A 12,229-nucleotide genomic window follows, 5' to 3' on the forward strand; every position below is an offset into this window, starting at 1 on the left:
AAAGCCAGCCACTTCCTCGCCTTCCTCACCCTCGGAGCCGCCCTGACCTGCTACAAGAAACTCCGCAAACACACCACATGAGACACGCTCTTAGTGCGCGGCGGCGGGCTCGACCAGTTCGACCAGCACCCCGCCGGCGTCCTTCGGGTGCACGAAGTTCACCTTGCTGTTCGCGGTGCCGCGCTTGGCCTTGTCGTACAGCAGGCGCAGGCCCTTGGCCCGCAGCGCCTCGGCCGCGGCCTCGACGTCGGTGACCCGGTAGGCGACCTGCTGCAGGCCGGGGCCCTTGGTGTCGAGGAACTTCCCGATCGTCGAGTCCGGGCGCAGCGGCGCGAGCAGCTGGATGGCGGGGCCGGACTCGTCGCCCGGCGCGTGCAGCATCGCCTCGCGCACGCCCTGCTCCTCGTTGACCTCGGAGTGCGTGGCGATCATGCCGAAGTTCTCCGCGTAGAAGTCGATCGCGGCGTCGAGATCGGCGACGGCGATGCCGACGTGGTCGATGGTCGTCACGAACGGCTTCAGCGCGTCATTCATAGTGGTGAGGATAAAGCTTGGCACCTGGGTGCGTGGGTGCCACGGCTCACACCTGTACTGGACGGTTGCTCCGGGTATCGTCGGATCGACCGCCGTCGTTCGTCTGTTGGAGGCTGCTGTGTCCGGTTCCGTCATCCTGGGTGCCGCGCGTACCCCGATCGGGCGTCTGCTCGGTTCACTGAAGGACTTCACGGGCGCGCAACTCGGCGGGATCGCCATCAAGGCCGCGCTGGAGCAGGCCGGGGTGTCCCCGGACAAGGTGCAGTACACGATCATGGGTCAGGTGCTCACCGCGGGCGCGGGCCAGATCCCGGCCCGTCAGGCCGCGGTCGCCGCAGGCATCCCGATGGACGTGCCCGCGCTGACCATCAACAAGGTGTGCCTGTCCGGCCTGGACGCCATCGCGCTGGCCGACCAGCTCATCCGCGCCGGCGAATTCGACCTCGTGGTGGCGGGTGGCCAGGAGTCGATGACCCAGGCGCCGCACCTGCTGCCGAAGTCGCGGTCCGGCTTCAAGTACGGCGACACCGCGCTGCTCGACCACATGGCCTACGACGGCCTGTTCTGCGCCTTCGACCAGTGCGCGATGGGCGCCTCCACGGAGAAGTACAACTCCCGCTACGGCATCACGCGCGAGGACCAGGACGCCTTCTCGGCCCGGTCGCACCAGCGTGCGGTCGCGGCCGCCGAAGCCGGCCGGTTCAAGGCCGAGCTGGCGCCGGTGTCCATCCCGCAGCGCAAGGGCGACCCGGTCGTGTTCGACACCGACGAGGGCGTGCGCGCCGACACCACCGCGGAGAGCCTGGCCAAGCTGCGCCCGGCGTTCGCCTCGGACGGCACCATCACCGCGGGCTCGGCCTCGCAGATCTCCGACGGCGCCGCCGCGGTCGTCGTCGCCAGCCGGGCCAAGGCCGAGGAGCTGGGCCTGGAGCCGCTCGCCGAGATCGGCGCCCACGGTGTCGTCGCCGGCCCGGACGCGAGCCTGCACGAGCAGCCGTCCAACGCGATCAAGGCCGCGCTGGCGAAGGCGAAGCTGGACGCGAGCGCGCTGGACCTGGTCGAGATCAACGAGGCGTTCGCCGCGGTCGGCCTGGTGTCGACGAAGGCGCTGGGCATCGACCCGGAGATCGTGAACGTGGACGGCGGCGCCATCGCGCTGGGCCACCCGATCGGCGCGTCCGGTGCGCGGCTGGCCGTGCACCTGGTGCACGAGCTGCGCCGCCGCGGCGGTGGGCTCGGCGCGGCCGGGCTGTGCGGTGGTGGTGGCCAGGGCGACGCGCTGCTGATCAAGGTGCCCGCGCTGTAGTGCCACTGGACGTCGGGGAACTCGTCGACCGCGCGCGGGAGGGACAGCCGCGCGCGGTCGCCAGGCTGATCTCGCTGGTCGAGGACGCGCACCCGCGCCTGCGTGAGGTGGCCGCGGCGCTCACGCCGCACACCGGCCGGGCGCGGGTGATCGGCCTGACCGGGCCGCCCGGGGTCGGCAAGTCGACTTCGACGTCCATGCTGTTGTCCGCATTGCGTGCGGAGGGCAAGCGCGTCGGGGTGCTCGCGATCGACCCGTCGTCGCCGTTCTCCGGTGGGGCGCTGCTCGGCGACCGGATCCGGATGACCGAGCACGCCACCGATCCGGGCGTGTTCATCCGCTCGATGGCCACCCGCGGGCACCTGGGCGGCCTGTCCTGGGCGACGCCGCAGGCGGTGCGGGTGCTCGACGCCGCCGGGTTCGACGTCGTCCTGATCGAGACCGTCGGGGTCGGCCAGTCCGAAGTGGACGTCGTGAAGCTGGCCGACACCACGGTGGTGCTGCTCGCCCCCGGGCTCGGCGACGGGATCCAGGCGGCCAAGGCCGGGGTGCTGGAGATCGCCGACGTGTTCGTGGTGAACAAGGCCGACCGCGACGGCGCGGAGACCGTGGTGCGCGACCTGAAGCAGATGATCGCCTACGCGCGGCGGGAGATCCGCGGCGAGAGCTGGCGGCAGCCGATCGTGCGGACGGTCGCCGCGCGCGGCGAAGGCGCGCAGGACCTGGTCAAGGCGCTGTCCGAGCACCACGACTGGCTGACTTCGCACGGGGAGCTGGAGCGCCGCCGCGCCGATCGGGCCGCGGACGAGGTGGCGGCCATCGCGCTGCGCGAGCTGCAGGCGCGGCTGACCGACCTGCACGGCGGCGGGCACCTGCCCGCGGTGGCGAAGAAGGTCGTCGAGCGCGAGCTGGACCCGTACGCCGCGGCGGACGAGCTCCTCGCGGCGCTGCGACCCGACCGCGGGTGACTCAGGCGCGCAGGCCGTCCACCAGAGCCTCCACCGCCGGGCCGAACGCGTGCTCGGCCGGCGTCGCGTAGCCGATCACCAGTCCGCCGGGGCCGGTGCCCGTCCAGTAGCGGCTCAGGTAGTCCACCGCCACCGATCGCGCGCGCAGCGCCCGCAGCACAGCGGCTTCGTCCGGCACACGCAGCACCAGGTGCAGTCCCGCGGAGATGCCTTCCGGCACGAACCCCGGCGGCAGCGCGGCGATCAGCCGGTCCCGGCGGCGGCGGTAGGCGACGCGGCGCTGCCGGACGTGCCGGTCGTACGCGCCGGAGTTCAGCAGGTCCGCCAGTGCCAGGTGGTCGATCACCGGGGCCCGCCAGCCCAGCGCCGTCATCGTGTCCAGCGTCGGCCCGATCAGGCGCCGCGGCAGCACCAGCCAGCCGATCCGCAGCGACGGCGCGAGCGTCTTGCTGACGCCGCCCGCGTAGATGATCCGCTCCGGCGCGAGCGACTGCACCGCCCCGACCGGCTGGCGGTCGAACCGGAACTCCCCGTCGTAGTCGTCCTCGATCACCAGGCCGCCCGCGGCCGCCCAGCAGGCCAGCGCGGACCGGCGTTCCGGCGCGAGCGTGACCCCGAGCGGGTACTGGTGCGCGGCCGTCACGACCGCCACCGGACTGTCCAGTTCGGACACCAGGATGCCGCGTTCGTCCACCGGCACCGTCACGATCTTCGCGCCACCCTTGGCCGCGCCGTCGCGGAACTCCGGCAGCGACGGGTCTTCGAAGGCGATCTCGTCGAACAGGTGCCCGAGCACGCTGATCGCGTGGGAGTAGCCGCCGCACACCACGATCCGGTCCGGGTCGGCCAGCACGCCGCGGCTGCGCGCGAGGTACCGGGCCAGGGCCTCGCGCAGCACGGCCGGCCCGGCCGGGTCGCCGTAGTCGAACGAACCGGCGGGCAGCGATTGCAGGACCCGGCGCATCGCGGACGCCCACGCCGCGCGCGGGAACGACGACAGGTCGGGCCGCCCGGGGAACAGATCCCAGCGCGCGTCCCGGCACCAGGCGGACGTGGGCGGCCCGGACTTCTCGCGGGGTTCCGCGGACGGGCGCGGGCCGGCGGCGACGCGGGTCGGCGCGCCCTGGCTGGTGCGCAGGTACCCCTCGGCGGTCAGGTCGCCGTAGACGCGGGTGACGGTGCCGCGGGCGATGCCGAGGTCGGCCGCCAGCGCTCGTGTCGAGGGCAGCGCCGTGCCGGGCGCGAGGCGGCCTTCGCGGATGGCGCGGCGCAACGCGTCCGCCAGCCCGCGCCTGCCCGCGGACGGCGACCAGTCGAGGTGGAGGTCGGAACTGGACCACGAATGTGCCACAGAACTGGACCATACTCGTGTGCCAGCGGCGGATAGCGTGGTCGTCATGACCAAGCGAATCCAGTTGTCCGCCGCGCTGCCCGAGGCCTACAAGTCGATCCTCCACCTGCACACCGTCGTCGAGAAGGCGGCCGCGAACGCGGGGCTGGACCAGCGGCTGATCGAGCTGGTGAAGATCCGCGCGTCGATGCTCAACGGGTGCGCCTACTGCATCGACCTGCACTCGCGGGACGCCCGCAAGCTGGGGGAGAGCGAGCGGCGGATCATCATGCTCAGCGCCTGGTGGGAGACCGATCTCTACACCGAGCAGGAACGCGCGGCGCTCGCGCTGACCGACGCGATGACCCGGCTGCCGCAGAACCAGGACGTGCCCGACGACGTCTACCAGCAGGCGACCAGCGTGTTCACCGAAGAGCAGTACGTCGCGGTCGCGTGGGCGGCGACGGTGATCAACGCGTTCAACCGGCTCGGCGTCACCAGCCACAAGCCGCTCCCGGCGGACCCCCGGTGACCGCCGAAGCGCTGCGGGCGCTGCACGTCCCGGGGAAGCCGCTGTTCCTGCCGAACGCGTGGGACGCCGACACCGCGCGGCTGGTCGAGGAGGCGGGCTTCCCGGTTGTGGCGACGTCGTCGGTCGCCGTCGCCGCCGCGCTGGGCTACCCGGACGGCGAGGCCGCACCGGCCGAGGAGATGTTCGCCGCCGCGGCCCGCATCGCCCGTGCGGTGTCGGTGCCGGTGACGGTCGACGCCGAGAGCGGCTACGGGCTGTCCGGACCAGAGTTCGCCGAACGGCTGCTGGCGACCGGCGCCGTGGGGTGCAACTACGAGGACACCGACCATGTGCGTGGCGCCCCGCGGCCGGTCGAGGAGCAGGCCGCCCGGCTGGCGGCGGTGCGCGCGGCCGCGGGGCGGGACCTGGTGATCAACGCCCGCATCGACGTGTTCCTCGGCGCGCCGGACCCGCGTGCCGTGCTGCCGGAGGCGGTCGAACGCGCGCGGGCGTACCTCGAAGCCGGGGCGGATTGCGTGTACCCGATCCTGCTGCGCGACCGCGAGGTCCTGGCCGAGTTCGTGCGTGCGGTGAGCCCGGCCGCGGTCAACGCCAACGGCCCCGTCGCCGAGCTGGCCGAGCTGGGCGTCGCGCGGATCTCGCTCGGCGCCGGGTTGTGGCGGGCCGCCCGCGGGTGGCTGGCCGAGCACCTGAAGACGCTGCGGTGAAACCGGGGAGGTGCGCACCCCCAGTGGCGCACCTCCCCGGCCCCCTCAGCAGGACTGCTTGTAGAAGTACTGGCTGTTGGCGTCCATGTTCGCCTTCGTGATGGAGTGCAGCGGCGCCGTCAGGTTGCGCGTCACCGGCTTGCCCTCCAGCGCGGCGACCGCCTGCTGCACGCCCTGCTGCCCGATCATCGCCGGGTCCTGCGCGATCAGCGCCTGGTACTCGCCGTTGCGCAGGCCCTCCACTTCGGACGGACTGGCGTCGAAGCCGACCAGCTGGACCTGGCCCACCTTGCCTGCGTTGCGCAGGCCCGTCGCCGCGCCCTCGCCGGTGTTCAGGTTCGTCGCGAAGATCCCCACCAGGTCCGGGGTCGACGCGAGCGCCGCGGTCACCTTCGACGCGGCCTGCTCCGGCTCGTTCTGCGTGAACTGGATGCCGACCGACTTGAGGTTCGGGTACTTCTTCAGCTGCTCCTCGAACCCGGCCGCGCGCGCGTTCGTGGTCGAGGTGCCCGCGATCGTGTCCAGCACCAGCACCGACCCGGACTTCCCGCCTGCCAGCTGCGCCAGCGTGTCCGCCGCGAGCTGCCCGCCCGCCGTGTTGTCCGAGGAGATCGACGACTGCGCCACGCTGGTGTCCTTCAGCGCCGTGTCGACCTCGACGATCTTCACGCCGCGCGAGGCGACCTGCTGGATCGGCGCGAGCATCGCCGTGTCGTCGGTCGGCGCGATGAGCAGCGCGGCGGGCGGGTTCGAGCCCAGCGCGTTGACCTTCTCCGTCTGCAGCGCCGCCTCGAACTTCTGCGGCGCCGAGGTGTCCAGGGTGTAGCCGAGTTTCTGCGCCTCGGCCTGCGCGCCGCACTGCATCGAGATGTAGAACGGCTCCGCCTGCACGCCCGGGATGAGCGTGAGCCGCTTGCTGTTCTCCGGTGCCGCGCCCCCGGAGCCGCCGACCTGACCCGATCCGCAAGCGGCCAGCAGCACCGCGGTCGCCGCCAGTCCGGCGATCTGCGCCAACTTCATCCGATCCCTCTCCCTACCTCGTTGTACGGATTTCAGCGGGAATTGCGCGCCCGGCGGCGCCGTTGGTCGAACCACACCGCGGCCACCAGCACCGCGCCGACCGCGATCATCTGCCAGAAGTCCTGGACGTGCGTGATGTTGAAGCCCTTCTTCAGCACCGCCGGGATGAACACCCCGATCACCGTGCCCAGCACCGACCCGACGCCGCCGAACAGGCTCGTCCCGCCCATCACGGTCGCCGCGATCGCGTTGAGGTTGTCGTTGGTGTGCGCGGTGATCGTGGTCGAGGCGTAGTAGGCCAGCGACAGGAAGCCCGCCACCCCGGCCAGGAACCCGGTCAGCAGGTACACCTTGAGTAGGTGCGCGGTCACGCCGATCCCGGCCCGGCGCGCGGCCTCGGCGTTCGAGCCGACGGCGTAGGTGTAGCGGCCGAAGCGGGTGGTGTGCAGCAGCCACGCGCCGATCAGGGTGATCACCGCGGCCACCAGCACCAGGTTCGGGACGCCGCCGAACGACGTGCCGTAGCCGAGCGTGCGGTTGAGGGTGGTCGGCACGCTGCGCACGTCGGAGCCGCCGTTGAGCAGGTACGCCGCACCCAGCGCGGCGCCCATCGAGCCGAGCGTGACGATCAGCGGCGGGATCTTCGCGACCGCGATGAGGAACCCGTTGATCAGCCCCCACGCCGTGCCGGCCAGCACCGCCGCGACCAGGCCGATGGTGATCACACCCCACCCGGCGGTGCTCGCGTTACCGCCGGAGAGCGCCTCCATCGTCTTGCCGCACACCATGCCGGCGAAGATCAGCACCGAGCCGACGGACAGGTCGATGCCGGAGGTGATGATCACGAACGTCATCCCGACCGACAGCACCAGCAGCACCGACGTCTCGATCAGCAGCGTCTGGAACGTGAACACGGTGGCGAACTCGTTCGGCGCCAGCACCGTGAACACCGCGATCAACGCGAGCAGCACCAGCGCGATCCAGAACGTGTTGGCGCCGATCAGCCGCTGTCCCAGGGACCGCTTGCCGATCCCGCCGCTCACCTCGGTCTGGACCGCCGTGCTCACGCCGCCTCCTCGTGGGTCAGTGCGCCGGTCATCGCCGCCACCAGGTCCTCGAGCTTGGTCTCCGCCGCCACGAACCGGGCCACGCGCGTGCCCAGCCGCAGCACCTCCACGCGGTCGGCCACCGACAGCACCTCGGGCATGTTGTGGCTGATCAGCACCACCGCGATGCCCTCGTCGCGGACCCGCCGGATGACGTCCAGCACCCGCTCGCGCTGCACCACGCCGAGCGCGGCGGTCGGCTCGTCCATGAACACGACCTTCGACGCCCAGACCACCGACCGCGCCACCGCGACGCTCTGCCGCTGCCCGCCGGACAGCGAGCCGATCGGCACGTCCGTGCTCTGCAGCGTCACGCCCAGCCGGTCGAACTCCTCGACCGCGCGCCGCCGCATCTCGGCCTTGTCGAGCATGCCGAGCCTGCCGAGGATGCCTTTGCGGCGGATTTCCCGCCCGAGGAACAGGTTCGCTGCCGGGTCGAGCTCCGGGGCGACCGCGAGGTCCTGGTACACCGTCTCGATGCCAAGGCGCCGCGCGGTCACCGGCGAGTCGAGCGACACCGTCCTGCCGTCCAGCCGGATCTCGCCGGAGGTCGGCTGCTCCGCGCCGGACAGGCACTTGACGAGGGTGGACTTCCCCGCGCCGTTGTCCCCGATCAGTGCGGTCACCTCACCCGCGCGGGCCTGGAAGGAGGCGCCGCGCAGGGCCTCCACCGAGCCGTAGTGCTTGACCAGGTTCCGCGCGTCGAGCAGGACGGTGTCGTTCATCAGCGCGCTCCGGGGGCCGGGGGACGGCAGCGGATGACGGTCAGGTCGCCTGCCAGTTCGAGCTGCCCGGCGGCGTGCGGGACGACCAGCGTCTCGCCCTTGGCCACGGCGATCTCGCCGCCGTGCTCGGTGCGCAGCGTGCCCTGCCCGTCGAGCGCCACGAACACGGCGAACGACGGGTCGAGCGCGAGCGCGGGGGACGGGCGGAGCTGGTCGGCCCGGAAGAACTCCGCCGAACCCGCGGCCAGCAGGTCCACAGTGGACCCCGGCTCGTCGGCGGTGTGCTTGACGATGCCCGCCAGCCGCTCGTCGTCCCAGCCGGAGGTGTCGAGCGCCTGCAGCGCGGTGTCGAAGCCGAGGCCGAGGTGCCCCTTGTCCGGGTCGTCCAGGAAGTTCCGCCACTCGATGGTCAGCGAGAAGTCGGTGGGCTGCTGCAGCTCGACGACGAACACGCCCGCGCCGATCGCGTGCGGCAGGCCGGCCGGGATGTAGACCGTGTCGCCGGGGCGGACCGGGACGCTGTTCAGCGCGCCGAGCATCGCCTCGGTGTCCTGCTCGCGCACCCAGCCGTCGACGGTGGCGGGGCTGACCGTCTCGCGGAAGCCGGGGTAGACGCGCGGGTCGTCGCCGCTGGTGCCGACCACGATCCAGGCCTCGGTCTTGCCGAAGTGCGAGTCGAAGTGCTTGCGTGCGAACGAGTCGGTGGGGTGGAAGTGCACCGGCAGCCGCTGGCCGGCGTCGAGCAGCTTGACCAGCAGCGCGGTGGAGTCGCGAAACGCCGCGACGTGCTCGGCGCCGAGCCAGGACTCCGGGTCGTCCCGGACGGCGTCGCGCAGCCAACGGCCGTCGGGCAGCCGGGTCAGCCCGGACTCCTCCTGGCCGAAGCGTGTCGTGGTCGACGCGACCCAGTCCTCCGGGCCGAAGGCGGAGTCCTGTTCGGACACTCCGCGCAGCGCGGCGATCGCCGCGCCGCCGCGGTAGAACTGGGCGGGCTGGTTGGCCGGGAGCTTGATCGGGGCGGTCACGGGGCCACCTCACCGGAGCCGCGGGGAACGAGGTGCACGGGCAGGACAACCTTTCTCGGTGCGGAGGCATCGCCGTTGATGCGGGCGAACAACAGCTCGGCCGCCGCCGACCCGAGACGGCTCACGTCGTGCGCGACGACGGTCACCGGCGGGTCCAGCAGGTCGGCGAGTTCGAAGTCGTCGAAACCGACGACGGCGGGGCGCGGCGCGACGTGGGCCAGCGCCCGCAGCAGGTGGACGGTGACGCGGTTGTTGCCCGCGATGATCGCGGTCGCCGGGTCCGGCCCGGCGAGCAGGCGGGCGACCGCGTCGGCGACGCTCTGCCTGGTCGGCGGGCGCAGGATGGCGAGGCGCTCGTCGAAGCGGACCCCGGCGCGGGCGCACCCCTCGCGGTAGCCGCGCAGGCGCTCGGCGGCGGTGTAGATGTCCGGCCGGTCGCCGACGAAGGCGATCCGGCGGTGCCCCTGCCGGGCCAGGTGCGCGACCGCTTCGACGGTGCCGCCCGCGTTGTCGACCAGCACGGTGTCGGCGGTGATGTCCCCGGCCGGGCGGTCCACGAACACCACCGGCGTGCCCGCCCGCATCTCCGGCAGCAGGTAGCCGTGCTGGGTGCCGGCCGGGACGATGAGCAGCCCGTCGACCCGGCGGGAGCAGAATTCCAGCGCCAGCTCGCGTTCACGGTCGGAGTCCTCCTCCGACGAGCCGGACAGCACGTGCCTGCCGAACGCGGTGGCGACCTTCTCGGCGGCGCGGGTGAGCTCGGAGTAGAACGGGTTGCCCACGTCCTCGACGACCAGGCCGATGGTGCCGGTGGTCGAGCCGCGGCGCAGGTTGCGCGCGCCGAGGTTGCGCCGGAACCCGAGCTCGTCGATGGCGGCCAGGACGCGTTCGGCCGTCTCCGGGTGCACCGCGGGCTCGTCGTTGACCACGCGCGAGACCGTCTTGATGCTCACCCCGGCCAGACGGGCGACGTCGTTCATCGTGGCGCGCCGCGACGCCTTCCCCGGACCCGACGACAACGTTGTCATAGCGGGTGGATTTCACACCACCGGGCGGCGGTGTGTCAACCGCCGCCCGGCTGGTCAGGGTTCCAGGTAGCAGTTCATGCCGGTGTAGTCGAAGGTGACGGCGAACGGCTTGAAGAACTCGTGGGTGAAGTTGGCGATGATGTCGAACCCGAACATCGCCGACTGCCCGGGGCCCGGCGTGCCTTCGACGGGACCGGCGCTCGCGGACCCGCGCACGTCGTGGCCGACGGCCCGGCCCAGCGCGATCCGCTCGGCGGTGATCGGGTAGACCGGCCTGCCGTTGATCTCGCCGGGGTTCGCGTAGTCCACCGGGATGCCTGCTCGCTCGGCCATCTCGACCGTGGTGTCCAGGCCGTGGGCGATGCCGCCGGTGTCCAGCGTGACGATCTTCGGCCCGTAGTCGTTGAGGCTGCCCAGCGAGCACGGGTAGTGGTCCCCGGCCAGCCACAGCGGCACTCGTGCGGCACGCGGCCCTGGCCGGAACGGGGTGTCCTTTCGCCGCAGCACCAGCGCGCGGCGGGCGTAGTCCATCGTGGTGAGCAGGCGGTAGAAGACCGTCGTGCCGAGCACGCCGGCGGGAATCGCGCCGTCCGGGAGCGCCGGTTTGGGCTGGTTCGTCCACTGCATGGGAATGTTGCGGATTTCGAGGTCGCCGAACCGGATCGAGTCCAGGATCCCGAGGTTGATGGTGACCGGCCGGTTGCCCGCGTAACCCGAAACCGTGGCGAGGGAGCGCAGGCCCAGTTCGTCGGCCACCGGCTGGTCCAGGTCGAGCGTGCCGTAGGTGTCGAGGAGGAACCGGCGGGGCTCACCGCCGTTGAGGGACGCTTCGACGGTCGGCAGCGGATCGAGGTCGATGAAGGGGAGCCGGACCGCCGTCGCCCCCCGGATCTCCCACGGCTTGCCGCGCAACGCGGCGTACTGGGTCCCGAACGGCGTGCTCCCGAGCAACGGCACCGCGCGGTCGTGCCGGTCCTGCCGGACGAAGCACTCCACCAGCTTCCGGGTGGTGTCGGTATCGCCGGGAACCAGTTCGAGCGCGCGGGAAAGAAACCGTTCCGCGTCGGGAAACCGGTTGTGCAGCAGGGCGATGTAGCCGCGCTGGGCGGCCGCGCGGGCGTTCGCCGGGTCCCGGCGCAGCAGCTTGGCGTAGCCGCGGTCGGCGGCGTCGAACGAGCCGGCCCGGAACAGCCGGTCCGGGTCGGCTTCGGTCGCGTTCGCGAGACCGGAGGTCACCAGTGGGACAGTGGCGGTGGCCAGGCCGGCCCGCCACAGGAAACCGCGTCGGCTGAGTGTCATGCCACAAGGCCTACCGGCGGGGGCCGATCGGTGACCGATGACGGCGTCATACGTGATCCATATTCCGTGGGTGACCGTGTGGCTACGCGGATCCTCTGTGGACGACCGCTCGTGATGATGATCACGACCCCCGAGGTACCCGTGAGGACCATCACGCCTCACACTGGGTACCGAAGCGTCCGACAGCGTGGTTGACGTAGACCGGAGTCGGACGTTTTCTCATGTGCTTCTCACAAGGAGGAAAGCAGTGACCAGCAAGGCCGCTCTCGTGTTCCGCGTGGCCGCCGTCGCCGAGGCGCTGTCCTGGGCGGGTTTGCTGATCGGGATGTTCCTGAAGTACGTCGTCGACGCCCCGAACGAGGGCGGCGTGCCGGTGCTCGGCATGGTCCACGGCGTCGTCTTCGTCGTGTACCTGGTCGTCACCCTGGCCGTGTTCAAGCCGCTCGGCTGGCGCCCGAAGACCGTGATCACCGCGCTGCTGGCGGGCATCCCGCCGCTGTTCACCTGGTGGTTCGAGACCTGGGCCCTGCGCACCGGCAAGCTGGACGGCCCGGAGCGCCTCACCCACGGCGGCACCGGCCTGATCGTCCGGGACACCGTCTCCGCCTGATCTTCACCGCGAAGCGCCGCCGCCACGACCCGTGGCGGC

General features: G+C 71.9%; 13 protein-coding genes. 5 read left to right on the plus strand and 8 right to left on the minus strand.

Features of this window, described 5'->3' with window-relative positions; translation table 11 throughout:
* Nucleotides 1–90: 90 nt before the first annotated feature.
* A complete protein-coding gene (gene mce, locus ABZ215_RS41160; RefSeq protein WP_020420202.1) occupies nt 91–534 on the minus strand; it encodes a methylmalonyl-CoA epimerase in 444 nt (147 codons plus the stop codon).
* A 118-nt stretch (nt 535–652) separates the two neighbouring features.
* On the opposite strand from mce, the gene ABZ215_RS41165 reads away from it, so the two are divergent.
* Both ABZ215_RS41165 and meaB read left to right on the plus strand, forming a co-directional pair.
* Nucleotides 653–1,840: an acetyl-CoA C-acetyltransferase gene (locus ABZ215_RS41165; RefSeq protein WP_017984478.1), complete on the plus strand. Its 1,188-nt coding sequence runs from the start codon at nt 653–655 to the stop codon at nt 1,838–1,840.
* Complete coding sequence (gene meaB / locus ABZ215_RS41170) at nt 1,840–2,808, plus strand: methylmalonyl Co-A mutase-associated GTPase MeaB (RefSeq protein WP_354956192.1); 969 nt, start codon at nt 1,840–1,842, stop codon at nt 2,806–2,808. Before ABZ215_RS41165 ends, meaB begins: the two co-directional genes overlap by 1 nt.
* A gap of 1 nt (nt 2,809) precedes the next feature.
* On the opposite strand, the gene ABZ215_RS41175 is transcribed toward meaB, so the two are convergent.
* Complete coding sequence (locus ABZ215_RS41175) at nt 2,810–4,159, minus strand: PLP-dependent aminotransferase family protein (protein ID WP_354956194.1); 1,350 nt, start codon at nt 4,157–4,159, stop codon at nt 2,810–2,812.
* Nucleotides 4,160–4,205: 46 nt separating this feature from the next.
* Between ABZ215_RS41175 and ABZ215_RS41180 the strand changes: the two genes are divergently transcribed.
* Both ABZ215_RS41180 and ABZ215_RS41185 read left to right on the plus strand, forming a co-directional pair.
* The gene (locus ABZ215_RS41180) at nt 4,206–4,670 is read left to right on the plus strand and encodes a carboxymuconolactone decarboxylase family protein (RefSeq protein ID WP_354956196.1); all 465 of its coding nucleotides are present in this window, start codon (nt 4,206–4,208) and stop codon (nt 4,668–4,670) included.
* Nucleotides 4,667–5,377, plus strand: a complete 711-nt coding sequence (locus ABZ215_RS41185) for an isocitrate lyase/phosphoenolpyruvate mutase family protein (RefSeq protein WP_354956198.1) — start codon at nt 4,667–4,669, stop codon at nt 5,375–5,377. Before ABZ215_RS41180 ends, ABZ215_RS41185 begins: the two co-directional genes overlap by 4 nt.
* A gap of 45 nt (nt 5,378–5,422) precedes the next feature.
* Here ABZ215_RS41185 and ABZ215_RS41190 read toward each other — a convergent pair whose 3' ends face one another.
* The 6 genes from ABZ215_RS41190 to ABZ215_RS41215 all read right to left on the minus strand — a co-directional run bounded on the left by ABZ215_RS41190 (nt 5,423) and on the right by ABZ215_RS41215 (nt 11,580).
* Nucleotides 5,423–6,397, minus strand: a complete 975-nt coding sequence (locus ABZ215_RS41190; protein ID WP_020420197.1) for an ABC transporter substrate-binding protein — start codon at nt 6,395–6,397, stop codon at nt 5,423–5,425.
* Between the two features lie 32 nt (nt 6,398–6,429).
* Nucleotides 6,430–7,464: an ABC transporter permease gene (locus tag ABZ215_RS41195; protein WP_354956200.1), complete on the minus strand. Its 1,035-nt coding sequence runs from the start codon at nt 7,462–7,464 to the stop codon at nt 6,430–6,432.
* Entirely contained in the window at nt 7,461–8,228 is a 768-nt protein-coding gene (locus tag ABZ215_RS41200; protein ID WP_020420195.1) for an ATP-binding cassette domain-containing protein, read from the minus strand. The genes ABZ215_RS41195 and ABZ215_RS41200 overlap by 4 nt, the downstream gene beginning before the upstream one ends.
* Nucleotides 8,228–9,253, minus strand: coding sequence for a class I mannose-6-phosphate isomerase (locus ABZ215_RS41205; RefSeq protein ID WP_354956202.1), 1,026 nt, complete (start codon nt 9,251–9,253; stop codon nt 8,228–8,230). The genes ABZ215_RS41200 and ABZ215_RS41205 overlap by 1 nt, the downstream gene beginning before the upstream one ends.
* On the minus strand, nt 9,250–10,233 hold the full coding sequence (locus ABZ215_RS41210) for a LacI family DNA-binding transcriptional regulator (RefSeq protein WP_237339257.1): 984 nt from the start codon (nt 10,231–10,233) through the stop codon (nt 9,250–9,252). The genes ABZ215_RS41205 and ABZ215_RS41210 overlap by 4 nt, the downstream gene beginning before the upstream one ends.
* 102 nt (nt 10,234–10,335) lie before the next feature.
* Nucleotides 10,336–11,580, minus strand: coding sequence for an aspartyl protease family protein (locus ABZ215_RS41215; RefSeq protein ID WP_354956204.1), 1,245 nt, complete (start codon nt 11,578–11,580; stop codon nt 10,336–10,338).
* A 247-nt stretch (nt 11,581–11,827) separates the two neighbouring features.
* Between ABZ215_RS41215 and ABZ215_RS41220 the strand changes: the two genes are divergently transcribed.
* Nucleotides 11,828–12,190 (plus strand): DUF3817 domain-containing protein, encoded by a 363-nt coding sequence (locus ABZ215_RS41220; protein WP_354956206.1) that lies wholly within the window; start codon nt 11,828–11,830, stop codon nt 12,188–12,190.
* Nucleotides 12,191–12,229 lie beyond the last annotated feature (39 nt).

Origin of the sequence: Amycolatopsis sp. NPDC006131 (genome assembly GCF_040614175.1) — a bacterium.
Lineage (GTDB): Bacteria > Actinomycetota > Actinomycetes > Mycobacteriales > Pseudonocardiaceae > Amycolatopsis_E > Amycolatopsis_E tucumanensis.